The sequence below is a fragment of the Kitasatospora sp. NPDC001539 genome (assembly GCF_040298565.1).
Lineage (GTDB): Bacteria > Actinomycetota > Actinomycetes > Streptomycetales > Streptomycetaceae > Kitasatospora.
In genome coordinates this window covers 12409-38139 of sequence record NZ_JBEPAK010000003.1, presented here as the reverse complement: position 1 = coordinate 38139, position 25731 = coordinate 12409, and the positions used below count along the sequence as shown (strand labels likewise).

Below are 25731 nucleotides of genomic sequence, written 5' to 3'. Positions count from 1 at the left end.
CACCACACGACCGTCCGACACCGAACGGCCCAGCAGAGAAGGCAATCATGAACAGGACCCTGACGAAGACGGCGAAACTGCTCACCGCACCGGCCGTCGCCCTGACCCTCTTCGCGCCCGTCCTCGCCGCCGCACCGGCGGGCGCCGCCACGACGGACGCCTACACCTTCACCAACCCGGACGGCACCCTCAACGCGACGGGCGACAACGACGGGAACCAGATATCCGTCACCCCCGACGGCACCAACTACACGAACTGGCGGCTGATCAGGCTCGGCGCGCCGGGTACGTTCAACCTCGCCAGTACGTCCTCCGGCAAGTGCGTGTACGCCTCCCAGCCCGCCATCCAGCAGTCCTGCGGCAAGGACGGCGAGCAGTGGCACTTCCGGCCCGTGGACGGCAAGCCCAACACCTTCGGCATCGTGCGCCGCGACGACACCAGCGGCGTCGAGTACTGCATGGACAACCGCGGCGGCCTCCACCTGTGGGGCATCCTCGCCCAGCCGAACGTGTGCAACGGCAGCGCCGGCCAGGAATGGACGGTCCCCGCGTCGAAGGCGGCCGAAGCGAGGAGCCTCGCCCTCGACTACTACGCCGACCTGTGCGCGAAGAAGACGTCCACCTGCTCGTGGACCGAGAAGTCCGAGGGACAGCCCGAGGTCCTGCCCCGCCAGCCCGCCTCCTCGGTCTGGTACAACGACACCGGCGCCACCATGAAGCAGGTCTTCACCACGATCTACCACTCCGGTTGGTCGCAGTCGTACTCCGCGGGGGTGTCGACCTCGGTGGGTGTCTCCACCCCGGTCCAGGCGATGATCAGCAGCCAGCTCAGTGCGACGCAGACCTACCAGTCCGACGAGGCCACCGTGAACGGCATCGCGATCGACGTGCCGCCCAAGAACTACGGGTGGGTCGACTTCGCCGCCGTCGGCAAGAAGGTCACCGGCACGTGGACCTTCGACACCGACAACCAGCCGTGGACCTCCGACGCGACCGTGACCGTCCCGGTGATCAACTCGGTGGCCGGCTCCACCATGTACGTCGCCCGGACCAGTACCGACGCGCCCGGCGGCGGCAGCAACACCGGCGTCAAGCCCGCCGCCCTGGCCAGGACCGCGAAGGCCGCCGTGGACGTGCCCGCAGGCGGCAGGCTGACCGCCTACCAGGGCGGCGTCCGGGTCGACGACGCCAACGGCACCACCATCGCCACGGTGCAGCCCGGCACCGTCACGGACACCAACGGCGCCACCCACCGGGTCACACTCGCCGTGGACGGCAACACCGTCACCCAGACCGTCGAAGGCGTCACCGGGGAGACCGTCATCGGGACCATCACGCCCCCGACCTACTCCCTGGGCAGCGGCAAGCCCGCCGCGGCGGGGACCGCCAGGACGATGACGGAGGCGGCCTCGGTGGTGGCCGCCGCGGACGACAGGAACAGCGACGAGCACGACAAGTGCATGGCCAAGAAGATCGGCACCAGCATCGTCGTCGGGGGCGTCACGGGCGCCCTGACCGGCCCCGAAGGAGTCGCCATCGGCATGCTCACCGGGGCGTTCAAGGGCATCGCCACGGGCGTCCTGGAGTGCTGACCTGAGCCGCCCGCCCGGCTCAGCGGTACCACCGCGTCCCCCTGCCCACCGTGCGGCCGGGGGACGCGGCCGTCGGGGCCGTCGGTGCCGCCGGCCGGGAGGTTCGGGCGCAGGACTTCGCAGAGGCCGAGGAAGGCGCCGGAGGCGCCGTGGCGGAGGCCAGCACACCCGCCCGTACCGTGGGTGACCACCACCGCTGCGCCGCCGTGCCGCCCGGCGGCGTCGAGGTCGTCCGCGGCCACCGCCGTGCTCGGGACCCCCGCGGACTCCGGCACGGCCGCGCCCGCGACGGCGGGTGGCGCCGAGACGTTCCGGAAGATCCATCCGGATGGTCATGCGATGATCCACGCCGTCTCCCGTCGGGGCCGAGGAGGACCCGGGACGGCCGAACGTGGGGTGGAGCGGAGCGGTCGGTGCCCGCGGCTCGTTGGACGGGTGTGGCTGACGAGACGAACGACGACCGGGCTCAGGCTCCGATGGTGTGGGCGCTGGCCGTGCGCGAGGCGGCGCAGGGGCCGCCCTTGGCGGAACTGATCGTGGAGGTCGGTGACGACCTCTACGCGGAGTTCGTCGAGGCCGCGGTCGACAGCGGGTTCACGCTCGCGGCGGGCGAGCCTTCGGTCACGAGCGGGGCCGTCGAGGTCGGTGAGGGCCGGGTGCGGCGCCTGGTGCTGGTCGGCGGGCGCGAGATCTGGGAGCCGGACACCCGGGTGGAGGCGTCGCCGGGCTGGCTGGCAGCCGCCGAGGGCAGGGGTGCGGCCGTCCTGATCCTGGTGCCGCCGAGGACCTGGCCGCCGGGACTCGTCGAGCTGGGGCCGGAGGAACGCCTGGAGGTGTTCAACCGGCAGTTCGACCGGGAACAGCGGGCGGGCCGCGTCCTGCACGGCATCGTGTCCGTGCGGCTGGCGGGGACCTCGGACAGTGGGTGGCTCGCACGTGGCGCCGAGTAGCCGCCCCCTTCACGCTCGAAGGCTGACCTCCCCTCAGCCCGGGGCCGGACGCCGGCACCGGGCCGCCGGGACAGGGCCCGGGCTCAGGTCCGCCGAAGCACCGCGGTGCCGCGTCGGGCGTCCCCGCCGGGCCCGGCGCGGACCACCGGCAGTGCCGCCCGGTAGAAGACCCGCCACCGCCGTCGTCACCCAGGAAGCGGCTCCCCCTCGTGACGCCCGAGCCCCCCGAGAGCCGGGGCTGACCCGCGGCTCGGGGGAGGCAGCGGAGGGGCTCTGTCCGTACTTGCCCCCGTCCGGCCCGTGGGACGAGGCTGGAGGGGAAGGACGGAACCGGTGCGGGAGGCGTTGCTGGTGGACGGTGGCGGGCCTGCGGGCCGGTCCGGCAGCGGGCACCGGAGCGTGCCGCACACGGCGGACCTGCGGGTGGAGGCCTGGGCGCCGACGGCCGAGGGCTGCATCGGTGAGCTGGTGCACGCCGTGGTCGGAAGCTTCGCCGACCTGTCGGGCGCGCGGATCGTCGGCGAGCGGGCCTGCACGGTGCTCGCAGTGAGTGATCCGGATCTGCTCGCGGGCGTCCTGGAAGAGGTCATCTACCGGATGGACGTGCACGGTGAGCTGCCGGTCGCGATCGCGTTCGGTGCGATCGAGGGGCTGGACGGGGCCCGGAGCGTCGAGGTCCGGTTCCGGATGGCCGACGCGGCCACCGCCGAGGTGGTCGGCGCCGTGCCGAAGGCCGTCTCGCTGCACGGGCTGGAGCTGAGCTCGGGGCCGGACGGCTGGACCTGCGCGGCCACGGTGGACGTCTGACGCGCGGGAGGGGGAAGGCGGAAGGCCGGAGCGGGGTGAGCGAGGTGGAGGTCGCACTGGTCGAGGCGGGCCGCTGCCGCTGGCGGATCGAGCCGCGCCCGCCGATGCGGGTGCCGGGCGTGGTGTTCGCGAGCGGTGCGCTGCTGCCGCAGGCCGCCGGGGACAAGGCGCTGGAGCAGGTGGCCAACGTGGCGACGCTGCCCGGGATCGTCCGTGCCTCGTTCGCGATGCCGGACGTGCACTGGGGCTACGGCTTCCCGATCGGCGGGGTCGCGGCCACCGACGTCGACCGGGGCGGTGTCGTCTCGCCCGGCGGGGTCGGCTTCGACATCTCCTGCGGCGTCCGGCTGCTGGCCGCCGGGGTGGCCCGGGAGGAGCTCGACGCCGAGCGGATCCGCCGCCTGATGGACCTGCTGGACCGCACCGTGCCGCGCGGACTCGGTCGCGGCGGTCTCTGGCAGCTCGCCGGGCCTCAGGAACTGGACGACCTGCTGCTCGGCGGAGCCCGTTACGCCGTCGAGCACGGCCACGGCGTCCCGCGTGACCTGGAGCGCTGCGAGGACCGGGGCGTGCTGGCGGGCGCGGCCCCCGGCGAGGTGAGCACCCGGGCCGTCGAGCGCGGATTGCAGCAGGTCGGCAGCCTCGGCTCGGCCAACCACTTCCTGGAGGTGCAGGCCGTCGACGAGGTGCACGACCCGCGGACGGCCGCCGCCTTCGGGCTGCGGCCCGGACAGGTCTGCGTGATGATCCACTGCGGTTCGCGCGGGCTCGGCCACCAGATCTGCACCGACCACGTCCGCACGATGGACCGCGAACTGCACCGCCACCGGATCGACCTACCGGACCGCCAACTCGCCTGCACCCCGGTCGAAGCGCCGCGCGGCCGGGCCTACCTGGGCGCCATGGCCGCCGCCGCCAACTACGCGCGGGCCAACCGGCAACTGCTCTCCGAGGCCGCCCGCCGCGCCTTCGCCACCGCGTTCGGGGTCGGGCTGGAGCTGGTCTACGACGTGTCGCACAACCTCGCCAAGCTGGAGGAGCACGAGGTGGACGGCGAGGTGCGCACGCTCTGCGTCCACCGCAAGGGCGCCACCCGCGCCCTGCCGCCCGGCGACCGCGACCTGCCCGGGGACCTCGCCGGAGCCGGTCAGCCGGTGCTGGTCCCGGGGACGATGGGCACCGCCTCGTACGTCATGGTCGGGCTGCCCGGCAACGAGGCGTTCCACTCCGCCTGCCACGGCGCCGGCCGGGTGTGGAGCCGCCACCAGGCGCTGCGTGCGGTGCGCGGCGAGCGGCTCCGGGGAGAGCTGGAGGCGAGCGGCATCGCGGTGCGGCCCGCCTCGCTGCGGGCGCTGGCGGAGGAGACGCCCGAGGCGTACAAGGACGTGGACGCGGTGGCCACCGCCACCGAGGCCGCGGGGTTGGCCCGGCGGGTCGCCCGCCTGGTGCCGCTGGGCGTGTGCAAGGGCTGAGTGCGACTCCGAGGGCTGAGTGCGGCTCCGAGGGCTGAAGGTGGAGGAGCCCCCCGCCCGCGGCGCTCGCCTCCGGCGCCCCCGGCCCCCGCCGCCCCGGACGCGTCCCCGGTAGTCCGGTGCTGCGGCCGTGTCCCTCGACTCCCCGGCCCCGGCGCGCTTGGATGTCCGAAGGTCCGACACGCGCCGACGCGCCGGGTGCGGCGCCGTCACAGGAGGTGGGCATGCCGGGAGACGCGACCGCACCGGTGATCGAAATGGCCGCCCTCACCAAACGGTACGGTGCCACGGTCGGCATCGAGGACCTGGCCGTCACGGTCGCGGCCGGCGAGGTGTTCGGGCTGCTCGGCCCCAACGGCGCCGGGAAGACCACCACCCTGCGCTGCCTGGTCGGCCTGCTCAGTCCCAGCAGCGGCCGGGTGCGGGTGCTCGGCCTCGACCCGGTGGCCGACCACCGGAGCCTCGCCCCCGCGCTCGGCTACCTGCCCGGCGAACTGCGGCTCTACCCCGAGCTCACCGGGCAGCAGACCCTCGATCTGCTCGCCGCCCTCCAGGGCGCCCCGGTGCGCCGGCAGCGCGAACTGTGCGAACGGCTGAAGCTCTCCCCGGCCGATCTGGGCCGACCGGTGGGCCAGTACTCGCGCGGCATGAAGCAGAAGCTCGGACTGGTCCAGGCGCTCCAGCACCAGCCCGCCGTGGTGGTGCTGGACGAACCCAGCGAGGGGCTGGACCCGCTGGTCCAGGAGACCTTCTTCGAACTGCTCGCCGAGGAGACCGCGGCCGGTCGCACCGTCCTGCTCTCCAGCCACGTCCTGCCGGAGGTGCAGCGGTCCTGCGGTCGGGTCGCCATCGTCCGGCGGGGCCGGCTGGTGACCGTCCGTTCGGTGGCCGAACTGCGCCAGGCACGGGCGCGGCGCGTGCGGCTGCTGTTCGCGGACGACCGGGGCGCCCGGCCGCTCGGGGCCGCCGAGCGGTGGTCGCCGCAGTGGGACGGCAGCCGGGTGGAGCTGCTGGTGCCGCCCGACGACGTGGTGCCGGCCGTCCGGGGCCTGCTCGCCGAACTCCCGGTCGCCGACCTGACCGTGGAGGAGGCGGGACTGGACGAGGCCTTCCTCGACCTCTACCGCTCCACCGACCCGCAGGACGCCGAACGCGAGGAGCAGCGATGACGCCCGCGACCGTGAGCCGCCGCCTCCCGCTGGTCTGGCTGGCCCTGCACCGGCGGCGCCGGATGCTGCTCTCCCTGCTGTTCGGCATGGTCGTCTTCGAGACCCTGATCGTGGTGATCGCCGGAACCGTCCCGCCCACCGAGCTGTTCGGCGCCCGCCGCACCCCGCCCGGCGCGTTCAGGGCCTTCAGCGGCTCCAACGGTGACGTCTCCATCGCCAGTTACCCCGGTCTGCTCGGCGCCGGACTGACCCACCCGTTCTGGATCGCGCTCCAGCTGACCGTGATCGGCTCGCTCGGTGCCGCCGCCGTCGCGGCCGACGTGGAGTCCGGCACCATCGAACTCCTGATGACCCGTCCGGTCTCGCGGCGCCGACTGCTGGCCGAGCGGGCCGGTGCGCTGATCGCCGCCTCGGTGCTGCTCAACGCCGCCGCCACGCTGACCGTCGCGCTCGGCGTGGCCTTCTCCGCGCACCTGCGCGACGCCGTCCCCGAGGGCGGGGTGTTCGTCGCCGGACTGCTGGGCTGCGCCCTCGCGTTCTGCCTCACCGGGCCGGTCCTGGCGGTGTCCGCGCTCAGTCGGCGGCGGGCGCACGTGATCGGCGCGGCCGTCGCCTTCGGCGCGGTCGGCTTCGCGCTCAACTTCGTCGCCCTGGCCTGGTCCCCGGCCGAACCGCTGCGCTACCTCAGCCCGTTCCACTACTACGCGCCGGGCGACGTGCTCGCCCGCGGCGGGGTGCCGTGGGCGGCGCTGGGGGTGCTGGTCGGCGTGGGGCTGCTCGGACTGCTGGCGGCCTTCCGGCTGCTGGAGCGGCGCGATCTGGCGATCTGACTCCGAACGCACGGCCGGGAGTCCGGACATGCGTGCGGTGGCGTTCGGGTGGCCGCTCACCCGGCTGGGTGGTGTGTTCAGGACAAAAACCGGAATTCCCGGTAGCCCGGATGCGCGGCCGCGAGCATACCGCTGTGATCACACTGCGCCGAACCACCGTTGCCGCGGCCGCCGTCTGCGCCGCGCTCATCGCCCCCCTGCTCCCCGCCGCCGCCCAGGCGGCGCCGCTGCCCGCCGCCCAGGCCGCCCGCGCCGCCGCCGAACGCCGGGTCGACGCCTATCTGGACGGCATCCGGAACGACCCGGGCCGGCTGCGGGCCTTCCTGCGCGACCTGCCCAAGGGCGGTGACCTGCACAACCACCTCTCCGGTGCGGTCTCCACCGAGCTGCTGATCCAACTGGCCGACGAGGACGGCCTCTGCATCGACACCGTCACCCTGACCGCGCAGGTGGCGCCCTGCACCGCCACCGCCCGCCCGGCCGCCGACGCCGTCACCGACCAGGCGTTCCGCCGACAGGTCATCCGCGCCTGGTCGATGCAGGACTTCACACCCGGCGCCGAATCCGGCCACGACCACTTCTTCGCCACCTTCGGCAAGTTCGGCGAGGCCAGCTGGCGCCACCCGGGCCGGATGCTGGCCGAGGTCACCGAGACCATGGCCGATCAGAACCAGAGCTACCTGGAGACCATGCTCACCCCGGCCTCGCCGGGCGCCGCCGCACTCGCGGCCAAGGTCGGCTACGACCCGGACCTCGCCAGGCTGCGCGACAAGCTGCTCGCCGACGGCGGCATCGACAAGCTCGTCGCCCAGGCCCGCTCGGACGCGGACCAGATGTTCGACGAGTACCGCGCCACCGAGAACTGCGGCACCGGGAGCCCCGCACCCGGCTGTTCGGTGACCGTCCGGATCATCTCCCAGGCCTCCCGGGCCTCCACGCCCGCCCGGGTCTTCACCCAGCTCCTGCTCGGCATGGAACTCGCCAGCCGGGACGACCGGTTCGTGGCCGTCAACCTCGTCCAGCCCGAGGACTACCCGGCCTCGCTGGAGAACTACGACCTCCAGATGCGGATGCTGGACTACCTGCACCCGCTCTACCCCAAGGCCCACATCTCCCTGCACGCGGGCGAGCTGGTGCCCGGGCTCGTCAAGCCGGAGGACCTGCGCTCGCACATCCGGGAGGCCGTGCTGACCGGCCACGCCGAGCGGATCGGTCACGGCGTCGACGTCGTCCACGAGGACGACTCCGAGGAACTGCTGGACACCCTGGCCGAACGGCACGTCCTGATCGAGGTGCCGCTCACCAGCAACGAGCAGATCCTCGGCGTCTCCGGCCAGGAGCACCCCTTCCCGCTCTACCGCAGCCACGGCGTGCCCACCGCGCTGGCCACCGACGACCCGGGCGTCTCGCGCGGCGACATCACCGGCGAGTACCAGAAGGCCACCACCCGCTACGACCTGGGGTACCGGGACCTGAAGGACCTCGCCCGCAACTCTCTGGAGTACGGCTTCCTGCCCGGCCGCAGCCTCTGGAAGGACGCCGACCGCTTCCGCCCGGCGCCCGAGTGCGCCGGCGAGGCGCTCGGCAACGACCGCCCCGGCAAGCGCTGCGCGGCGCTGCTGGCGGCCAGCCCGAAGGCGCAGCAGGAGTGGCGTCAGGAGCGCGGCTTCGCCGACTTCGAGGCGTCGGTGCCGCGCCGCAGCTCCTGACCGGGGGCGCGGCCGCTCCGGCCGCCTTCGTCACACCAGGTCGAAGGCGGTGGGGGCGTGCCGCGCCCAGATCCTCCGGGAGGCCTGTTCGGGGTAGCGGACCGTCTCCGATCGGGCGTCCACGAGCCGGGTGAGCTGGTGGCGCGGCTCGTAGGCGGCCCACCCCGGGTCGCCGGTGGAGACGAACCGGACCCAGGCCCGCTGGAGCTCGCGGGAGGCGGCGACGGCGTCCGGCCCGGGTGGGTCACCGAGGAACTGCCGGGCGGTGGGGCTGTCGAGGGTGCCGAAGGCCAGGGGGACGTCCAGACCGTGGCAGGCACCGAACACCCCGCCCAGGGCCGGTGCGGCGACGGCCAGTTCGAAGAGGTGGGAGGTGCCGCCGGCCGCGGCGTTGCCCTCGGCGAGGTGGAGGGAGGGCATCCGGAACAGGGCGTCCGAGCTGACCGCCTCGAGGAGGACCGCGGGGGCGGCTCAGGGGTGGGCGGCGCGGTAGGCGTCCGGGCCGCCCGGCTGCGGGGCGAACAGGTCCAACGCGGTACGGGCCTCCTCCTCGGTGAAACCACCGTGCCGTCCGGCGAGGACGCTGAACAGCCGGAACTCGTCCCGGGCGTGGCCGACCAGCAGCTCGATCCCGGTGGCCCGCCCGGCGGCCAGGGCGGTCCAGGGCTCCTCCGCCAGCACCTCGCCGTCGACCACCGGAACGGTGGCGATGCCGCTCTGCGCCAGGCGGCCCCAACGGGCGAGGTGCTCCGGCAGCGCGGCGCCCAGGTCGGTGACGGCCGCGGCCAGCCGCCACGGGTCGACCTCGGCCAACCCGGCGGCGGTGGGGGCCGCGCCGAGTCGTCCGGCCAGCGCGGCGGTGACCTCGGCCGCCAGCGCGGGGGTGCAGAGGTTGCCCGGGACGCTGTGGGCGGCGGCCCGGCGGAACAGTCCGCGCGCCCGCTCCATGGTCAGCAGCGCGGCGACGGAACCGGCGCCGGCGGACTGGCCCGCGACGGTGACCCGGCCCGGATCGCCGCCGAACGCGGCGATGTTGCGCTGCACCCACTCCAGCGCCGCCACCTGGTCCAGGAAGCCGCGGTTGGCCGGAGCGCCCGCCAGCACTGCGAACCCTCGGCGCCCACCCGGTAGTTGACGCCCACCGCGACCAACCCGGCCCGGGCGAGCCGAACCGGGTCGTAGAGCGGGTCTCCCGAGGTGCCCGAGATGTAGCCGCCGCCGTGGAGCCAGACCAGCACCGGCAGGCCCGCCCCGCCCGGGTCCGGCGTGCAGACGTCGAGCGTCAGCCAGTCGGTGCCCCGGGTCGGCGGGGCGGCCAGCGGGCCGGACTGCGGGACGCTCGGGCCGAACTCGAAGGCCTCGCGGACGCCGTGCCAGCGCTCCCGTGGGGCCGGGGCGGCGAACCGGAGAGCGCACCGACCGGCGGCTGGGCGTAGGGGATGCCGCGGAAGACCGGCAACCCCCGGTCCAGGAAGCCGCGGACGGTTCCCTCCGCGATGCGGGCGAGGGGTGGGGCGACGGGTCGGCCGAGCATCGGGAGGCTCCTCCTTCGGACATCCTTCGGTGGCCCCCAGCGTTATGGGCGCGAGGTCGCGCAGGAGGCGGGCATTTCGCTCGGCCAACTGCAGCACTACTTCGGCTCCCGGGCGGAACTGCTCGCCTTCGCGGCGGACCTGGCAGGGGAGCAGAGCGCACTGCGCGTGCGCCGGGCGCTGTCGGCGCTCGGCGAGGCCCCGCACCCCCGGCAGGTGCTGCGAGCGATGCTGGTCGAACTGCTGCCGTTGCACGCCGACTCACGCGCGACCAGCCGGATGAGCGCCGCCTACGTCCTGGAGGCGCTGCACGACGAGGAGGTCCGCGTGCGGGCCGGGAGCGGACTGATCCAGGGGCGGGCCCTGGTGGAGCAGGTGGTTCGGCAGGCGATCATCGACGGGCTGATCGCGCCCGAGTGCGACCCGGTGGTGGAGACCGACCTGCTGCTCGCGCTCACCGGCTTCGCCACGCTCCTGGAGCTCGGCGTGGTCGAACCGGCGGCTGCGCTGGCCGCCGTGGACCGGCACCTGGACCGGCTGTTCGGCGGCGGGGTGACGGGGTGACGGGGTGACGGGGTGACGGTACGGGCGGGCGCAGCGGTTCCGGCCGACGCGGAGGAGATCGGTCGGTGCGGGGGGACCGGCCGGTGCGGAGGGATCGTTGCGGGGGGACCGGCCGGTGCGGAGGGACCGGCAGGTTCGGGGGGCTGCTGACCGCGTGGCAGGCTAGCCCGGTAGCACCGCCGCCCGTGACCAGGAGCCCGCCCATGGACCGACCCGCCGCCCTCCGCCTCGACGCCACCGCCTCCGGGCACCCGGCGGGCATCCTGGACGCCGCCGAGCAGGCCGAACGCCGGGGCATGGACCGGCTGGTGGTCGCCGAGACGGCGTACGACCCGTTCCTCCAACTCGCCCGGGCCGCCGACCGCACCGAGTCGATCGAACTGGCCACCGGCATCGCGGTCGCCTTCGCCCGCACCCCGATGACGCTCGCCTACCAGGCCTGGGGACTGCACGCCGCCTCCGGCGGGCGGGCCGTCATCGGGCTCGGCTCGCAGGTCAAGCCGCACATCGAGAAGCGCTTCGGCATGCCCTGGGACCGCCCTGCCGCCCGGATGCGCGAGTACGTGCAGGCGGTGCGGGCCATCTGGCACAGCTGGCAGACCGGTGAACGGCTGCGCTTCCGCGGCGAGTTCTACACCCACACGGTCATGACGCCGGTGTTCTCGCCGGATCCGGTCCCGGCCGGGGTGCCCCGGATCCTGCTGGCGGGCGTCGGCCCGCTGATGACCCGCACCGCGGGAGCGGTGGCCGACGGCTTCCTCAGCCACCCCTTCACCTCGGCCGCCTACCTGGCCGACCAGGTGCTGCCCGGCCTCGCCGAGGAGCGCGGCCGGGCCGAGGCGGCCGGCGCCGAGTGGACCCGGCGGCCGTTCGAGATCGTCGGCAACGTGCTCACCGCCACCGGCCGCACCGCGGAGGAACTCGCCGCCAACCGGGCCGGGGTGCGGGAGCGGCTCGCCTTCTACGCCTCCACCCCGGCCTACCGGCCGGTGCTGGCCCAGCACGGTTGGGAGGGGCTGCAGGAGGAACTGCACACCTACTCGGTGCGCGGGCGCTGGGCGGAGATGGCCGCGCTGATCGACGACGAGGTGTTCGACACCTTCGCGGTCTCCGGTTCGGTGGAGGAGGTCGCGCAGGAGATCCACCGCCGCTACGCGGGGCTGGTCACCCGCCTGTCCGTGAACCTTCCGGAGGACGCGGACCCGGAACTCGGGCTGGACGTGCTGGAGGCGGTGCGGGCGCTGGGCTGAGAAGGCGTCAGGTGACGTTCTGGGTGGTTCGTTTCTGATCGCGACGTGGTGTTCGCCGAGAGGAGTCTCTGGCTGAGGCGAGGGTGAAGCCGGCGCGGCTGCCTTCCCCCCACCTGATTATGATCTCGGACATGCAGCCGACGATCGAGACCGCCGACATCACCGACCTGGTCCAGGTGGTCGAGGACCACCACCGCTACTGGGGCGAGCGCGACCTGCGAGCCGGCCACCTCCCGGTCCTGGTGCGGGAGTTCGGCTCGACATGCTTCGTCGCGCGCGGCGAGGCCGGGATCCTCGCCTACCTGGTCGGCTTCGTAACCCCGGACGCCACCGGCTACGTCCACCTCATCGCCACCCGCGACGACGCTCGGGGCCTCGGCCTGGCCCGGCGGCTGTACGAGGAGTTCGAGCGCGTGGCCCGGACCCAGGGCGCGGTCCGTCTGAAGGCGATCACCTCGCTGCCCAACACCGGCTCGGTGGCCTTCCACCGCAGCATCGGGTTCAGCGACGAGATCGTCGAGGACTACCTCGGTCCGGGCCGGTCAATGGTCGTCTTCCGTCGCGAACTCACCTGAGTTCTCGTTCCTCAGCGCTCAAGCCAGGCTCTCGGTCGGTATGAGGCCTTCCGTCGGTGGAGGACCAGGACCCTTCTGGGTTCGGTGAAGCGGCTGCCTCGAACCGCGACCCCGTCCGGTTCGGGGGCCCGCCCGGTGCCGCGGCCGAACGTTTCCGACGGCGGTCACCCGGGAGCCGGCGGCGCGCCCGGGCCGCCGAGTGCGCCCGGACCGCCGAGTGCGCTCGGGCCGCCGAGCGCGACCGGTGGCCGGCCCTCGACGGAAGCCGCGGCGGGCGCCCGGGCCCAGCGCCCGGCGAGCACGGTGCCGACGACCAGTTGGAGCTGGTGGTAGGCCATCAGCGGCAGCACCATCACCCCCGCCTCCGGCCCGAACAGCACGGCGGCCATCGGCAGCCCGTTGGCCAGGCTCTTCTGGGAGCCGCACAGCACAGCCGCGATCGCGGCCCGGCGGTCCAGCCGCAGCAGCCGGGACCCGAGCAGGGTGACGGCCAGGACGGCGATCAGCAGGGCGAACAGCACCGCGAGCAGCCCGAGCAGGGCGGGTGGCGTCGCCTGGCTCCACACGCCCTGCGCCACCGCCGCGCTGAACGCCGTGTAGACGACCAGCAGGATCGAACCGCGGTCCACCGGCGCCAACAGCCGTTTGCGGCGCGTCAAGGCGTCGCCGATCCAAGGCCGCAGGACCTGCCCGAGCAGGAACGGCGCGAGCAGCTGGACCCCGATCCGCAGCAGGCCGTCCGCTGACAGCACGGTGTGCGAGCCCAGCAACCCGGCCGCCAGCAGCGGGGTGAGCAGCAGCCCGGCCAGGCTGGAGTACGTCCCCGCGCAGATCGCCGCCGGGACGTCGCCACCGGCGGCGCCCGTGAGCGCCACCGAGGACTGCACCGTCGACGGCACCAGGCAGAGGAACAGCACCCCGGCCTGGAGCTGCCCGGTCAGCGGAACCGGCGTCAGCAGACCGGTGGCCAGCCCGAGCAGCGGGAACAGCCCGAAGGTGGCGGCGAGCACCAGCCCGTGCAGCCGCAGGTGGCGCAGCCCGGCCAGGGTCTCGCGGGTGGACAGGCGGGCGCCGTAGAGGAAGAACAGCAGCGCCACCGCCAGGTCGCAGACGCCCCCGGCGAACCGGGCCGGGGCGCCGCCGGGAACCGGGAACAGGGCGGCCAGGGCGACCGTACCGGCCAGTGCCAGCAGGTACCCGTCCGGCCGGCGCCGCCGCGAGGCGCTCGCAGGGGGCCCGGTCATCGCTCGCTCCCTCGCACCGGACGGGGCGACGGGCCGGCGGCCGCCGTGGGGCCGAGCAGGCCGCCGACCAGGGATCCGGCGCCGTCGTGGTCGCTGCCCGCCGAGCCGCTGCCGTTCTGCAGGTTGGCCGTACGGTCGACCTCCAGCCAGGAGTCGGCGTTGGAGTTGTCGATGACCGTGATCAGCCCGCCACCCGCGAAGGCCGGCGGGGCACCGGCCGCGAGCAGGACGCACGCCACGGCCGGCCCCAGCACAGCAGTCCGCAGCGCTTCGATCCGCGTTCCGCTGACGCGCGTTCCGCCGACCGGCTCCTCGCCGACCGGCTCCCGTCCGACCGGCTTTTCGCCGACCCGCATTCCGGTGGCGCGCCGCGCGCCGACCAGTCGTGCACGGGCCTCGAGCGCGGCGGCCGACCGAGGCGGAGCGGGCCCGTGCGGTCCGGCCGTCATCCCGTCACCGCCAGGAGCTGACGGGAGCGGGTGATGTTCCGCTCCAACAACTCGGTGGACTCCCGCACCCCGATCTGGCGGCTCTCGCCGGCCGTTGCCGGGAGCCGCCCGTCGGCGACCTTCAGCCCGGCCAGCGCCTCCTCCATCGCCCGGTGCGCCGCGAACAGGCACGGCGTGCTGTAGATCGCCACGTCCACCCCCAGGTCCGTCAGCTCGGGCAGCGACAGGCGGGGCGACTTGCCGCCCGCGATCTGGTTGAACAGCAGCGGCTTGTCACCGACCACCTGGCGGATCCGGCGGATCCACTCCTCACTGCGCACGCCGTCCACCAGCACCACATCGGCGTCCGTCTCGGCGAGCGCACGGGCGCGGCGCAGGATGTCCTGCTCCTCGGTGGCGTCGGTGCGGGCGACGACCAGGAGGTCGGTGCGGTTGGCGAGGACGAGGTGGAGCTTCTCCAGGTACTCGTCCAGGGGGAGGACCTGCTTGCCGTCGGCGTGGCCGCAGCGGCGCGGGCGCTTCTGGTCCTCCAGGATCACGCCCGAGGCTCCGATGCGCTCCAGCCGGCGCACGACGTGGCACGCGACCTCGGGGTCGACGTAGCCGTCGTCGATGTCGACCAGCAGGTGGTGCCGGGGGAAGGCGCCGCGCAGCCGTTCGACGAAGGCGACCATGTCGGGCCAGGCGATGAAGCCGATGTCCGGCAGGCCGTAGTAGGAGGCGGCGAAGCCGAAGCCGGAGACGAACAGGCCGTCGTAGTGCTCGGCCGCGATGGAGGCCGAGTACATGTCGTAGACGCCGATCAGGGGCGTGGTGCCGGGGCGGGCGACCTCCTCGCGGAGCCGCTGACCGGGGCCGACCTCGGTGAAACCGTCGAACACGGATCTCTCCTCACTCGTGAAGTATTTGCCTGGACTTGGTCTTCGCTAGACCGAACTTAGGCTTCTTCACTATGTGAGCTTTAAGGTGTCATGGGCAAATCTTTAACGGAAATACCCCCGCAAGAGTGAAGGGAAATTGAAAATACGACAGGAATATCATCATTGAAGGCGGTGTGGAACGAGCCGGTCCGTCCGCCTCAGTGGTCTGGCGGTCCGGCGAGTGCAGCCGACGGACAGAGCGAGCCGAGCGGCAGGGCGCAGCTGCCGGACGGGGTGCAGCCGACCGGCAGGGCGTGCCTGCGACGGCAGGCGTGCCGGCGAACGGCAGGTGTGCCGGGACGAGGAACGGCCCCGGGCGTGGTCGCCCCGGGGCCGTCTGGTGCCGTGCGCGGTGCCGGCATGCCTCCCCGCCGGCCACGCCCTGTCGGCCGGGACGGCGGCAGCGCCTTCGCGCGCGAGGTCAGGCGCTCGGCGTCGGCCGGACGGCGCGGCGCTCGCGCAGCGTCCGCAGCATCCGGCGGGTCGCCCGGGTGGCGACCGGCGGCAGCAGGTCCAGCGCGAGGCGGCGGGAGGCGGAGCGCTGGACCGTCGCGGGCGTCTTCACCTGGTAGTTCAGCCGCAGCACGTGCTGCCCGGCGATGGTGTCCTCGTCCACGGTGTAGCCCTCGCCCCGCCAGTCGCGCTCCAGCAGCACCTGCCGGGCGGCCGCGGCGTCGCCCCACGTGCCGTAGAACTTCATCGGGGTGAGCAGCACCGGGCGCAGGCCGCCGGTGAAGACCGCCTCCCAGACCGCCGCGGAGACGCCCGGGGTGTGCTCGGAGCGGTAGTCGTCCAGTGCGACCAGGCCGTCCGCGGCCAGGGCGGCCCTGGCCACCGTGATGTCCCCGGCGACGTGCTCGTACAGGTGCGAGGCGTCCACGTGGACGAAACGGCAGCTGCCCGCCGGGATCCGGCCGTCGGCCAGCACCGAGGTCGGCGCCTGGACGATCTCGGGCAGCTCGCGGTGGAACGCCAGGTAGTTGGACTCGAAGGCGCTGCGGGTGAGCGTCTTGCGGTAGGACATCGCCATCTCGGCGGCGTTGTCGGCGTCGCCCGCCTCGGAGTCGAAGAGGTCGCAGACGGTGAGCCGCTCGCCCGGCTGGAGGTGGTCGCCGAGCAGGACGGCGCTGCGGCCCAGGTAGCTGCCGAGCTCCAGGATGTCGCCCTTGACGCCGGCGGCGGTCTGCGCGGTCAGCAGGTGGGTGAAGGCCGCCCGGTCCAGACCGAAGAACCAGCCGGGGATGTCGTCCAGCTTCAGCGGCGCGGGACGGGTGGCTGCGGTCACTTCACTGGGCACGGCTGCCTCCAGGAGACGGGCGGAGCGCGGTGGTGGATCACGCCGCGGAGGGGCGCCGTGGACGTGAGAGAGGTCATCATAGCGACGCGCGCGCCGGGTGGGACCAGGTGCGGAATGGCGGAAATCCGTTCCCCGGCCCCGCCGTTCGGCAGTGGGCGAACGGCCTGGTGGTGACCGAGTTCCGGTGCGCCGTCCCTCGCCGTTCGGACGCTCGGGGGGCTGCGGCAGGGGCAGCCGGGCCGGCCCTCGGGTTTCCTCAGATCAGGAAGGACCACACGTCGGCGAAGGACACGGTTGTGTCGGGTCGAAGGCGCGTGGTCGCGCCTCGGAAGGACCGCACCTCGAGCCAGCTCTGCGGTGCTGCCGTCGGCAGTGCGTCCATGAGCTTTTGGAGGTCGGCCGGCCGGAAGGCCTTGAACTTCGGTGACGGGCGGTAGAGCGACGGCTGGACGTCGAAGCGCATGTCGACGGCGGGATGCGGCTGTCGTCCCCAGTCGCTGAAGGGCAGCGAGGCGTGACCGTGGATGCGGGCGTCGACCAGCACCTCGGGATCCTCGTCCCCGATCTCGCAGTCGAACACGGGGAAGGCTGTCGCCACCCGCGCCGCCGTCGCCGGATGCCCAGCGCCGGCCCGGCCCAGTGCGGGCGAGCAGAACAGCGCGTGACCGAAAGGCCCGACCGGATCCGGCAACGCCACCTTGCGGTGGGACCGGCCGGCGAAGGCGAGATCGCGCCTGGAGCAGAGGAAGTCCAGGAACCCGGCGACCACCGCGTCCTGGTGGCTGCCGGCTCGCACGGCGAAGCGGACCGCGCTGCGACCCTGCTCGCGCAGCACGTAGTACTCGAAGAATCCCCGCGGGTGATCGGGCGTGCGCGCGCAGCGAAAGACCTGGTCGAACCCGTCGACCGGCAGGAACTCCGGCACCGGCGCGTGCGGACCGGCAGCCCTGCTGACGAGCTCCAGCACCGGTGTTCCGGCCTCGGCCTCTGCCGGATCGCAGCGAGGCTCCACCTCGGTGAACCCCTTGCGGAGACGATCGTCGACCTTGCGCACTGCGTGGCGACGCGCCTGTTCCTCGTCGTCGAGGATCGTCGTGCTCGCCTTGCCGGACGTCCGGTCGGAGCCCCAGCGCAGGAAGCAGCGGATCCCCTCCTGACGGATCTCCCAGTACTCCATCGCGGCGCCCTGCCGCTCGAACCGCCGCCACCTGGTCATCGGGCCTCCCGGACCGCCTGCGGTGGGCCCGCGCCGGGACCGCCACGCGGGTGACCCTACCGCTCGCCCGGACGGCTCCGCCCGGTACGTCCCGGCCCACCGGGCGGGCTGGGGCGTGTCTGGCAGATGATCACCGGGCGGGGAGGTGGTCGGTTCAATTGCCTTGCCGTTCCCACACCGGCCGGCGATTCTTGGCCGGTGCCAGGACAGGGGAGGCGGAAGCTGCGAGAGGTCGAGAGGCAGCGGCACGCTGCTCGCACCGCGCCGGACGCGGGGCGATGGGAAGTGATCCTCGAGACGCGGGACGAGGCGGAGGTGCGCGCCCGTTTGCGCCTTCTTCAGGAGGCGCGAATCGACGGGTCGATGATCCGGATCGACACCCTGTGCGGCCGTCTGGTGCAGCCGACCACCTATCGGCTCAGTCGGTTCGTGGTGGACCCCGTGTGCGAGTCCGACCAGAAGCGCTCCTGATCATTGATCGTGTGGCAGATCGAGGCCAGGTGACGGACGCGGCATGGGAGCCGATTGAGCCGCGGTTGCCGCAGGTGGACGGGCGTGGCCGTGCGCGGCGTGATCCTCAGGTGGTCAATGATTGCTGTGGCGGCTACCGCTCGGGCAGATCGCGCCACGGAGCCCCGGGCGGCAGACCCTCTCCGAGCGGTTCGCTCGCTGGGAGGCTGACGGGACCGGCGCGCCGCTAGGTCCGACAGGCTCGCCGACCGTTGCGCGCCGGTGGCGTCCTGGCCTTCCTGATCCTCCGCCTCCGCGAACCGATCGGATGATCATTTGTCGGACAGGACCTAGCGGCGCTCCAGGTCGGCGATGGTCTCGGTGAGCCAGGCCCGTTCGGCGGCGCTGGAGGCCCGGGCCACCAGCAGGATGCCGCGCCGGAACGGATTCGGTTCGCGCTCCGCGGTGACGGGCAGGCCGTCCCCGTCGTCGCCGTCGTAGAAGAAGCTGCTCGGGGCCTCCAGGAAGGCCAAGCGGCGGCGCAGGACGGCGGCCTGCCGGGCCGGGTCGGCCAGGTGGTGGAGGAAGGACGCGAGGGCGAAGAACCGCATCTGGTCGGTGATCTCGGCCTGCTCCGGGTCGGCCAGTCTCCGCAGCAGCTCGGCCCGTCCCCGCTCGTTCAGTTCCAGGGTCTGGCGCGGGGCCGCTCCGGTGCCCGGTTCGGGGCGCCGGTCGAGCAGCCCGGCCTTCTCCAGTCGGGTGATGGCCGGGTAGAGCGCGCCGTCGCTGACCGGCCTGACGTGGCCGGTCAGGCCGGTGATCCGGGACTTGAGCTGGTAGCCGTGCAGCGGCTGGTCGTAGAGGAAGCCGAGGATCGCGAGCGTCAGCACGGTCGGGAGCCTTTCGTCGGAGAGCGCCCTGATGCGCGGTCATGTTACCTCTTGCCGAGATACATCGATCCGATGTATCTCTGTTCGGGCATAGCTCGAATCGATGTAGCCGCTTGCGTGCGTGCCGGCGGAGGAGCGAGGGGGAACCATGGGCGGGCACCTGCCCCGACTGGCCGCACTGGCGGGACCGGTCTACGTCGAACTGCTGTCAGGCGTGGTCGCCTCGGTGATCGGCACGTTCTGGGTCGCCCGCCTCGGCGGCACTGCCGTCGCCGCCGTCGCCCTCGCCGGCACCGTGGAGAACCTGCTGCTCGGGCTCGTCCTGATGGTCTCCTCCGGGACCGCCGTCCGGCTCTCCCGCGCCCACGGCGCAGGCGACCACGGCGAGGCCGCCCGCACCACCCGGGCCGCCTGGTGGCTCTGCGCCGCCGGCAGCCTCGCCCTCGCCGTGCCCGGCTTCCTGCTGCGCGACCGGCTCGCCGGCGCCTTCCTGGACGGCGAGGCAGCCGCCCGGGCGGCCGACTACTTCACCGTCGCCTTCCCGGCCTTCGTTCTCTTCTTCGCCCAGCGCGTCGCCGACGAGCTCTTCAAGGGCGCCGGCGACTCCCGCACCCCGATGCGGATCGCCCTGCTCTCCAACGCCCTGCTCCTGGTGCTGGATCCCCTGCTGATCCTCGGCCCCGGCCCGCTGCCCGCCCTCGGCGTCACCGGCGCGGCCCTCGCCCTGACGGCCTCCCGGGCGATCGCCCTCGCCGTGACGCTGCGCCTGCGATCGCGCGCCGGCGCGGCCGTCCCGAAGCCCGGCGCCGCCCCACGGGGCACCCGCGCGGCAGCGCTGCGGATCGTCCGGGCGGGCGCGCCGTTCAGTCTGGACTTCACCGCCCGGATGGCCGTCGGCACGGCCCAACTCGGCCTGGTGGCAGGCTTCGGCGTGGCGGCGGTGGCGGGGTACGGGATCGGCTACCGCTTGCTGCTGGTCGTCACCATGGCCTTCTACGCCGTGCGCCAGGCGGCCGCGCTGCGGGCCTCCCACCTCGCCGGAGCCGGCGACGGCGGGGCCCTGCCACCCCTCCGCCGAGCCGTCGTCCGGCTGGCCGCCGTACTCGGCGCCGGGACGGCGGCGGCATCGGCAGCCCTCGCCGCCCCGCTGACCGCGCTGTTCACCGACGACCGGGCGGTCGCCGCCCAGTCCGTCGGCTTCCTGCGCATGGCGGCGGTCTACCTGCTCCCGTACGCCCTGGTCGTCGCCCTCGGCGGAGTCCACCAGGCGACCGGCGCGGGGCGGGCGCTGGCGTGCTCGGTGCTGCTCGGCCTCGGCGCCCAACTCGCCTGCGCGGTCGGTCTGTCGGGGCCCCTCGGGCTGAACGGCGTGTGGCTCGGCCAGGCCGTCGGCGCAGTGGTGCAACTCGTGGCGCTGCACCTCCTCACCCGCCGCCCGACCGCTCCGGTGGCGGCGGTCGGCGCGGCGCGGACGCTGCAGCCCGTCGAGTGACGGAGTGGCGGGCCGTGTGATTCGGCGACACGGAGGGCTCGTCGGGCACCGGAGGAGAGCCGGGGACCCCTCGCCCCTCGCGCGGGGCGCGCGCGAGGCGGGGCGGGCCCGATGCGGTCGTCGGTTGCCGGGAAGACACCTTGAAGCGTCGGAAGATCACCCGCGCGAGACCGTGGTGGATCTGGCTGCCGAGGATGGCCTCCCGCTGCCGGGGACGCTGCTGCCCGGATACGGCCCGCGCCTGGCCGCCATGGAGCGGGCCGGAGGCGGACTCCGAGCCGAGGACGTCTGCCGGGCTCTCGGCCTCGGCACCGAGCCACGGAACTCCGAAGGCACCCGGGCGAAGCTGAAGCGCCTGGTGGCCCGCGGCATCCTCATCGAGCCGAATCGGGCCGGTCACCGCCCTCGTTGCGAGGACGGTGACCGGCCACCGGCACTGACCGGCGCGCCGGTCCCGGGCTCGGTCATTGTCCTGCCAATCGCCCGGTGCCACATACCAATTGGCGAGCCGCCAACCGGTGCGACGCCTATCCTTCCCGCATGTTCATCAGTCAGTACGTCTACTTCGGGCTGTCCAGCCTCACCATGTCGGCCGCGGAGATGACGGCTGTGCTGGGAATCGAACCGGACGAGATCACGGTTCGAGGCAGCCGCTTCACCGAACCCCAAGTGATTCCGGTCCTTCACCGATGGAAGATCGTATGCAGTGAGCCGGGCATGAGCGTCGACGAACAGGTTGCCCGCGTCGTGGCGCGGCTCGAACCGCACGTCGATGCAATCGCGGCCCTGGCCCGGCAGCTCGACGCCGACGATCGTCAAGGCCCCAGTGCTGTTCTGGAAGTTGTGCGCATGTTCAACGATGAGGATGGACAGGACCGCCTCGCCAGCGCCTCCCCAGAGCTCATCGAGGGTCCGGACCTACTGGGGTGGCACCTGGGACGCGACGTGCTGGCGTTTCTCCACGCCACCGGTGCTGCTCTGGACGTCGACGAGTACGACTTCGCCTGATCCGGCGGATGAATGATCCACACCGGAACGGGCGACCGTGTCTCTCCTCCAACTCTCGCAACACGTCTGTGCGATGGAGGACAGACGCCCGCTGCGCGCGGGGGGCGTACGCGGGCGGCGGCCCGGTGCCGGCCGGGCTGTTGCCCGCTCGCCCGCCCGCCCGTCAGCAGCCGGTCGTCAGTTCGGCGAGCACCTGCCGCAGCGGGGTGGCGCTGACGCTGAGTCGGCGTTCGGTGTCGGTGGCGTCCAGCAGCGCGGGCCGGTCGTAGAGGTAGAGCATCTCGACGAGTTCGGCGACCACCGGGTCGGTGCGGCCGAGTTCGGCGAGGGCGGCGCGGTCGAGCGCGGGGAGCTCCGGCAGTGGGCGGCCGGCGGCGCGGGCGAGTTGGGCCGCGAGTTCGGCGGCGGGGGCGTGCGAGGTGGAGGGAACGTGCCAGGCCCGGCCCCAGGTCTCGGAGTCGGCGGCGGCGCGCAGGGTGCGGGCGGCGTCGCCGGTGTACGTCCAGCTGTGCGGCGTGGTGGGGTCGCCGAGGTGGGCGGCGGGGGCGCCCGCCAGCAGCGGGCCGGCGGTGAGCAGGCTGAACGGGGAGAGGGCGCCGGGACCGAGGAAGTCGGCGGCGCGGACCTCGGCGACCCGGACCCGCCCGGCGGTGTGCGCGTCGAGGGCGCGCTGCCAGAGTTCGGCGCGGACGCGGCCCTTGGCGGTGGTGGGGGCGAGCGGTCGGTCCTCGGTCAGCGGGCCGTCGGCGGGGCCGTAGGCGTAGACGTTGCCGAGCATCACGTAGTCGGCGCCGCTGCGTTCGGCGGCGGTGAGCACGGCGGCGCCCAGGGTGGGGAAGAGCTCCGGCCAGCGGTCGTACGGCGGCATCGCGCACTGGTACAGGGTGCGGGCGCCGCGGGTGAGTTCGGCGAGGCGGTGGGTGTCGGTGGCGTCGGCGGCGACCCGGTGGACCAGCGGGTGTTCGGGGCCCGAGCCCCGGCGGCTGACCAGTCGGACCACTTCGCCGGAATCGGCGAGCAGGTGGGCGAGGGCCGATCCGGTGGCGCCGGATCCGACGACGACGTGCGTGGGCATGGTGCTCCTGGCATGAGGTGGCCCGGCCGCGGGCCGGCCGGGTGGACTGCCCCCCAGCCTTCCGGGGCGGCGACCCGTGGGATAGTGGCCCGAATGCCAGAGATCCGGAGGTTCGGGCCAGTGCACCGTGTCGCCGTCATCGCCGTTCCGCCGGCCACCCTGTTCGACCTGACCATCCCCGAGCTGGTGCTCGGGGGCGTGCGGGTGGGCGGCGAGCCGGTCTACCGGGTGCGGATCTGCACCGCGCGACCGGGGCCGCTGGCCACCAACTCCGGTCTGTCGGTGGCGGTTCCGTACGGGCTGGCGGAGGCCGCGGACGCCGACACCGTGATCGTCACCGGGACGGTGGCACGCGAGGACGTGGAGCCGCAGGTGCTGGAGGTGCTGCGACGGGCGGCCGCGGACGGCCGACGGGTGGCGTCGATCTGCACCGGCGCGTTCGTGCTCGCCGAGGCCGGGCTGCTGGACGGGCGGCCGGCGACCACGTTCTGGGCCCGCTCGGAGGAGTTCGCGGCGCGTCACCCGCGCGTCGACCTGCGCCCGGGCGTGCTGTTCACCGAGGACGGCAACCTGTTCACCTCGGCCGGGCTGTCGGCGGGGATCGACCTGTGCCTGCACCTGCTGCGCCGCGACCACGGCGCGGCGGTGGCCAACGAGGCGGCCCGGCTGATGGTCGCCGCGCCGGTCCGGCCCGGCGGGCAGGCGCAGTTCATCGCCGCGCCGCTGCCGCCGGAGTCCGGCAGCACGCTGGCCGCCACCCGGGCGTGGGCGCTGGAGCGGCTGCAGCTTCCGCTCACGCGGTCCGAGTTGGCTGCGCACGCCGGAATGAGCGTGCGCAGCCTGACCCGGCGCTTCCACGCCGAGACGGGACTCAGCCCGCTGCAGTGGCTGCTGCATCAACGGGTACTGCGGGCCCAGGAGTTGCTGGAGACCACCGACCTCCCGATGGACCGGGTGGCCCGGCTCAGCGGCCTGGCCACCACCGACTCGCTGCGCCTGCACCTGACCCGCCGCACCGGCCTGGCGCCGACCGCCTACCGGGCGGCCTTCACGCACCGCGAGGGGCCGTCCGGCCGGGAGGCGAGCCGTCAGTCGGCCCCGTCGGGGCGCAGCGCGATGTGATCGGACGGGCCGGGCGACGCTCCGGGGCGGCGACGGGAGGGAACGGCAGCAGGTTCAGGTGGCGGGACCAGGGCCTGTCCGGTGGGTCGAGTGATCGGCAGGCATCCCGGAACCGAGGAACCGGCGGGCACCCCGGAACCGAGGAACCGGCGGGCCAACCGCTTGCGCCGAGGCAGCCGAGGCGGTCCGCCCACCGGCCTCGACAAGGCGGGCGCATCAGGCCCGGCTGCGGGAGCGGCATCGTTCAGGATCTGCACGGCAGCCCCGGCCGCCGGTTGGCGCTGACCGCCGTGCACGCCGGCGCCCTGCTGCGCGCCGGCTGGCTCGAGCCCGGTTCGAGGAACGGGCCGGGCCTGGCGGTCACCAGCACGGTGATCCGGGGCCCGGCCGCTCGGGTGCGGACGTGCGGTCAGGTGCGCGGGTTGAGCCCGACGCCCATGGCGTTGATGATGTCCTGGGCCTCGGTCCAGTACAGGTTGGTGTTGCCGGACTGGCCGGAGACGATGCCCCTGGCCCGGCGGTCGGTGCCGTTGGTGACGCTGAAGACCAGCGCGCCGGAGTCACCCTCCGTGACCGCCCAGTTCGCGTTGTGGCCCATGACCCCGCGCACCGTGTGCACGGAGCCGTCGTCCCAGGCGAGGCGGTAGCGCACGTCGTCGTTCTGGACCTTGATGCCGCAGGGCACGCCGTGGCCGGAGTAGTAGGAGTGGGTGCCGTCCTGGCAGACCGACTGGCCGTTGTACGAGTAGGACACGCCCTTGACGCGGTACCACCTGCCGGCGGGCTGGTCGGCCTCGTCGGAGGCGGTGCCGGAGCCGTTGCTGCCGGGGACCTCGATGACCTGGGCGTCCCAGTACGGGTTGGTGTTGACGACGTGGCCGATCTTGTGGCCGTGCGTCCCGTAGAAGTCGCCCACGGAGTCGCCTTCGCCGTAGACGTCGGTGCCCTGGCGGAAGCAGTGGGCGGCGGTGACCAGGTCGCCGCCGTTGGCGCCGTCCAGGACCAGGCCGGAGGTGCACAGGCTGGTCCCGCCGCCGTGAGCCGAGCCGACCAGGACGTCACCCCCGATGAACGGCGCGCTGTCGTTCCAGCGCCACGAGGCAGCGGTGACCGGGTCACCAGCCGCGACGGTCACCGGGGCGGCGGTGAGGTCGGCGGCGAAGCCGGTGGCGATGGCGCTGCGGATCGAGTCGAGCTTGTCGGACTTCCCCGCGACGGTCAGGCCGGAGCCGTCCGGGTTGACGGCGACGCTGTAGACGGACCCGGCCGTCACGCCGCTCGCGCCCAACTCGATCAGCCGGTCGGCCTGCGCGTCGAGGTCCTTCTTCGCGTACTTGGCGCTCGCCAGCTTGGCGAGGCCGCTGTCGATGCCCGGGTGGGCGCCCTTGGCCGCCGCGATGAGCTTCTGGCCGTCCCTGAGGTCGGTCACGTAGAGGGTCACCGTGCCGGCGCCCTCGTCCACGGACAGGTTCCCGTAGATGCCGGCGTAGGCGTCGCTGCGGCCCTGCTCGCCGAGGGCGTCGGCGAGCGCGGTCAGCGGTGCGGCCTTCGCGGCGGCCGCCACGATCGCGGAGTCGGTGTCCGCCGCGGCCCCGTCGCCGTCCCGGGCCTGTGCCGTCCCGGCTCCGGTGACCAACATGGAGCCGGCCACCAGGGCGGTCGCCATGACTGCCGCTGTCACGTTCCTGCGCATTTCGTTCATTTCCCCCATCGTCAGCGGTCCGACTGTGACGCGTCGGTACGGCCATCCAAGCCGAGTGATCGTCTTCGCGGCAAGATCGATCCGTCCGGTTACGCGTCAAATGACGCGTGAGGGATGACACATTGATGGCACGTCAGATGGGTGGTCCGTCTGTCTGACGTCCTGGTGGCTGTGTGATGGGACTTCCGGCGACCGCCTCGTCCCACGTTCTGCCGAAGATCGGCGCAAGGCGAGCCGACTCCGGATCTGGGCGGTCACCCCGCCCCGCGCACGCGAGGACGGTCCTGTTGCTTGCCGGTTGCTCGACCCACCGGACAGGCTCCAGGGGCAGGGGCAGGGGCAGGGGCAGGGGCAGGGGCAGGGGCAGGAAGGGCTCCGGCGGGGCGCGTGTGCGCGGCGCGGCGGGGAGAGAGTCA

At 73.6% G+C, this 25731-nt stretch carries 24 protein-coding genes and 2 pseudogenes; 15 read left to right on the top strand and 11 right to left on the bottom strand.

Translation table 11 applies throughout. From position 1 onward, the window contains the following. The first annotated feature begins 47 nt into the window (after positions 1–47). The 7 genes from ABT247_RS01430 (at position 48) to ABT247_RS01400 (ending at position 8529) form a co-directional block, all read left to right on the top strand. On the top strand, positions 48–1592 hold the full coding sequence (locus ABT247_RS01430) for an RICIN domain-containing protein (protein WP_350736129.1): 1545 nt from the start codon (positions 48–50) through the stop codon (positions 1590–1592). Between the two features lie 437 nt (positions 1593–2029). Then, positions 2030–2542 carry a hypothetical protein gene (locus tag ABT247_RS01425; RefSeq protein ID WP_350736127.1) on the top strand — a complete coding sequence of 171 codons (513 nt, stop codon included), beginning with the start codon at positions 2030–2032 and terminating at the stop codon, positions 2540–2542. A 333-nt stretch (positions 2543–2875) separates the two neighbouring features. After that, positions 2876–3349 carry an archease gene (locus ABT247_RS01420; protein ID WP_350736124.1) on the top strand — a complete coding sequence of 158 codons (474 nt, stop codon included), beginning with the start codon at positions 2876–2878 and terminating at the stop codon, positions 3347–3349. Between the two features lie 35 nt (positions 3350–3384). Beyond that, positions 3385–4821: an RtcB family protein gene (locus tag ABT247_RS01415; RefSeq protein WP_350736122.1), complete on the top strand. Its 1437-nt coding sequence runs from the start codon at positions 3385–3387 to the stop codon at positions 4819–4821. Positions 4822–5045: 224 nt separating this feature from the next. Then, entirely contained in the window at positions 5046–5990 is a 945-nt protein-coding gene (locus ABT247_RS01410; RefSeq protein ID WP_350736119.1) for an ABC transporter ATP-binding protein, read from the top strand. After that, positions 5987–6820 (top strand): ABC transporter permease, encoded by an 834-nt coding sequence (locus ABT247_RS01405; RefSeq protein ID WP_350736116.1) that lies wholly within the window; start codon positions 5987–5989, stop codon positions 6818–6820. Before ABT247_RS01410 ends, ABT247_RS01405 begins: the two co-directional genes overlap by 4 nt. A 110-nt stretch (positions 6821–6930) precedes the next feature. Continuing rightward, positions 6931–8529, top strand: coding sequence for an adenosine deaminase family protein (locus tag ABT247_RS01400; RefSeq protein WP_350736114.1), 1599 nt, complete (start codon positions 6931–6933; stop codon positions 8527–8529). A 30-nt stretch (positions 8530–8559) separates the two neighbouring features. Here ABT247_RS01400 and ABT247_RS01395 read toward each other — a convergent pair whose 3' ends face one another. The 3 genes and pseudogenes from ABT247_RS01395 to ABT247_RS01385 form a co-directional block, all read right to left on the bottom strand. Continuing rightward, positions 8560–8949, bottom strand: coding sequence for a carboxylesterase/lipase family protein (locus ABT247_RS01395; protein ID WP_350736112.1), 390 nt, complete (start codon positions 8947–8949; stop codon positions 8560–8562). 51 nt (positions 8950–9000) lie between these two features. Further along, positions 9001–9633, bottom strand: a complete 633-nt coding sequence (locus ABT247_RS01390; protein WP_350736109.1) for a carboxylesterase family protein — start codon at positions 9631–9633, stop codon at positions 9001–9003. Positions 9634–9704: 71 nt separating this feature from the next. Further along, a pseudogene (locus ABT247_RS01385) lies at positions 9705–10103 on the bottom strand (carboxylesterase family protein); the annotation flags it as partial. On the opposite strand from ABT247_RS01385, the gene ABT247_RS01380 reads away from it, so the two are divergent. From ABT247_RS01380 to ABT247_RS01370, 3 genes are all read left to right on the top strand, one after another. After that, positions 10026–10625 carry a TetR/AcrR family transcriptional regulator gene (locus ABT247_RS01380; protein WP_350736106.1) on the top strand — a complete coding sequence of 200 codons (600 nt, stop codon included), beginning with the start codon at positions 10026–10028 and terminating at the stop codon, positions 10623–10625. The pseudogene ABT247_RS01385 and the gene ABT247_RS01380 overlap by 78 nt on opposite strands. A gap of 203 nt (positions 10626–10828) precedes the next feature. Continuing rightward, on the top strand, positions 10829–11875 hold the full coding sequence (locus tag ABT247_RS01375) for a TIGR03617 family F420-dependent LLM class oxidoreductase (RefSeq protein ID WP_350736104.1): 1047 nt from the start codon (positions 10829–10831) through the stop codon (positions 11873–11875). A 131-nt stretch (positions 11876–12006) separates the two neighbouring features. Then, positions 12007–12450: a GNAT family N-acetyltransferase gene (locus ABT247_RS01370; protein ID WP_350736101.1), complete on the top strand. Its 444-nt coding sequence runs from the start codon at positions 12007–12009 to the stop codon at positions 12448–12450. Positions 12451–12614: 164 nt separating this feature from the next. Here ABT247_RS01370 and ABT247_RS01365 read toward each other — a convergent pair whose 3' ends face one another. The 5 genes from ABT247_RS01365 to ABT247_RS01345 all read right to left on the bottom strand — a co-directional run bounded on the left by ABT247_RS01365 (position 12615) and on the right by ABT247_RS01345 (position 17576). After that, positions 12615–13694: a bile acid:sodium symporter family protein gene (locus ABT247_RS01365; protein WP_350736098.1), complete on the bottom strand. Its 1080-nt coding sequence runs from the start codon at positions 13692–13694 to the stop codon at positions 12615–12617. Next, entirely contained in the window at positions 13691–13933 is a 243-nt protein-coding gene (locus tag ABT247_RS01360) for a hypothetical protein (RefSeq protein ID WP_350736096.1), read from the bottom strand. The genes ABT247_RS01365 and ABT247_RS01360 overlap by 4 nt, the downstream gene beginning before the upstream one ends. Positions 13934–14139: 206 nt before the next feature. Continuing rightward, positions 14140–15024, bottom strand: coding sequence for an isocitrate lyase/PEP mutase family protein (locus tag ABT247_RS01355; RefSeq protein ID WP_350736093.1), 885 nt, complete (start codon positions 15022–15024; stop codon positions 14140–14142). Between the two features lie 460 nt (positions 15025–15484). Then, positions 15485–16360: a class I SAM-dependent methyltransferase gene (locus ABT247_RS01350; RefSeq protein WP_350736088.1), complete on the bottom strand. Its 876-nt coding sequence runs from the start codon at positions 16358–16360 to the stop codon at positions 15485–15487. A gap of 256 nt (positions 16361–16616) precedes the next feature. Further along, the gene (locus tag ABT247_RS01345; protein ID WP_350736085.1) at positions 16617–17576 is read right to left on the bottom strand and encodes a WGR domain-containing protein; all 960 of its coding nucleotides are present in this window, start codon (positions 17574–17576) and stop codon (positions 16617–16619) included. Between the two features lie 285 nt (positions 17577–17861). Here ABT247_RS01345 and ABT247_RS01340 point away from each other — a divergent pair, with 285 nt between their 5' ends. Next, entirely contained in the window at positions 17862–18047 is a 186-nt protein-coding gene (locus ABT247_RS01340) for a hypothetical protein (protein ID WP_350736082.1), read from the top strand. An 11-nt stretch (positions 18048–18058) separates the two neighbouring features. After that, positions 18059–18276: pseudogene (locus tag ABT247_RS01335) on the top strand (transposase); the annotation flags it as partial. A 100-nt stretch (positions 18277–18376) separates the two neighbouring features. On the opposite strand, the gene ABT247_RS01330 reads toward ABT247_RS01335, so the two are convergent. Continuing rightward, positions 18377–18916 (bottom strand): PadR family transcriptional regulator, encoded by a 540-nt coding sequence (locus ABT247_RS01330; RefSeq protein ID WP_350736079.1) that lies wholly within the window; start codon positions 18914–18916, stop codon positions 18377–18379. 148 nt (positions 18917–19064) lie between these two features. Between ABT247_RS01330 and ABT247_RS01325 the strand changes: the two genes are divergently transcribed. After that, positions 19065–20408 carry an MATE family efflux transporter gene (locus tag ABT247_RS01325; RefSeq protein ID WP_350736076.1) on the top strand — a complete coding sequence of 448 codons (1344 nt, stop codon included), beginning with the start codon at positions 19065–19067 and terminating at the stop codon, positions 20406–20408. Positions 20409–20948: 540 nt separating this feature from the next. Next, complete coding sequence (locus ABT247_RS01320; RefSeq protein WP_350736073.1) at positions 20949–21416, top strand: DUF4279 domain-containing protein; 468 nt, start codon at positions 20949–20951, stop codon at positions 21414–21416. Positions 21417–21579: 163 nt separating this feature from the next. Here ABT247_RS01320 and ABT247_RS01315 read toward each other — a convergent pair whose 3' ends face one another. After that, a complete protein-coding gene (locus ABT247_RS01315; protein ID WP_350736070.1) occupies positions 21580–22491 on the bottom strand; it encodes an NAD-dependent epimerase/dehydratase family protein in 912 nt (303 codons plus the stop codon). A gap of 120 nt (positions 22492–22611) precedes the next feature. On the opposite strand from ABT247_RS01315, the gene ABT247_RS01310 reads away from it, so the two are divergent. Continuing rightward, on the top strand, positions 22612–23613 hold the full coding sequence (locus ABT247_RS01310) for a GlxA family transcriptional regulator (protein WP_350736067.1): 1002 nt from the start codon (positions 22612–22614) through the stop codon (positions 23611–23613). A gap of 409 nt (positions 23614–24022) precedes the next feature. Here ABT247_RS01310 and ABT247_RS01305 read toward each other — a convergent pair whose 3' ends face one another. Beyond that, positions 24023–25315, bottom strand: a complete 1293-nt coding sequence (locus tag ABT247_RS01305) for a chymotrypsin family serine protease (protein WP_350736064.1) — start codon at positions 25313–25315, stop codon at positions 24023–24025. Between the last annotated feature and the right edge of the window lie 416 nt (positions 25316–25731).

Coding starts and splice junctions, on each gene's coding strand:
- ABT247_RS01430 (WP_350736129.1), top strand. CDS start 48: ATGAACAGGACCCTGACGAAGACGGCGAAACTGCTCACCGCACCGGCC.
- ABT247_RS01410 (WP_350736119.1), top strand. CDS start 5,046: ATGCCGGGAGACGCGACCGCACCGGTGATCGAAATGGCCGCCCTCACC.
- ABT247_RS01405 (WP_350736116.1), top strand. CDS start 5,987: ATGACGCCCGCGACCGTGAGCCGCCGCCTCCCGCTGGTCTGGCTGGCC.
- ABT247_RS01400 (WP_350736114.1), top strand. CDS start 6,931: ATGCGCGGCCGCGAGCATACCGCTGTGATCACACTGCGCCGAACCACC.
- ABT247_RS01395 (WP_350736112.1), bottom strand. CDS start 8,949: ATGCCCTCCCTCCACCTCGCCGAGGGCAACGCCGCGGCCGGCGGCACC.
- ABT247_RS01380 (WP_350736106.1), top strand. CDS start 10,026: ATGCGGGCGAGGGGTGGGGCGACGGGTCGGCCGAGCATCGGGAGGCTC.
- ABT247_RS01375 (WP_350736104.1), top strand. CDS start 10,829: ATGGACCGACCCGCCGCCCTCCGCCTCGACGCCACCGCCTCCGGGCAC.
- ABT247_RS01370 (WP_350736101.1), top strand. CDS start 12,007: ATGCAGCCGACGATCGAGACCGCCGACATCACCGACCTGGTCCAGGTG.
- ABT247_RS01365 (WP_350736098.1), bottom strand. CDS start 13,694: ATGACCGGGCCCCCTGCGAGCGCCTCGCGGCGGCGCCGGCCGGACGGG.
- ABT247_RS01345 (WP_350736085.1), bottom strand. CDS start 17,576: ATGACCAGGTGGCGGCGGTTCGAGCGGCAGGGCGCCGCGATGGAGTAC.
- ABT247_RS01325 (WP_350736076.1), top strand. CDS start 19,065: ATGGGCGGGCACCTGCCCCGACTGGCCGCACTGGCGGGACCGGTCTAC.
- ABT247_RS01320 (WP_350736073.1), top strand. CDS start 20,949: ATGTTCATCAGTCAGTACGTCTACTTCGGGCTGTCCAGCCTCACCATG.
- ABT247_RS01315 (WP_350736070.1), bottom strand. CDS start 22,491: ATGCCCACGCACGTCGTCGTCGGATCCGGCGCCACCGGATCGGCCCTC.
- ABT247_RS01305 (WP_350736064.1), bottom strand. CDS start 25,315: ATGAACGAAATGCGCAGGAACGTGACAGCGGCAGTCATGGCGACCGCC.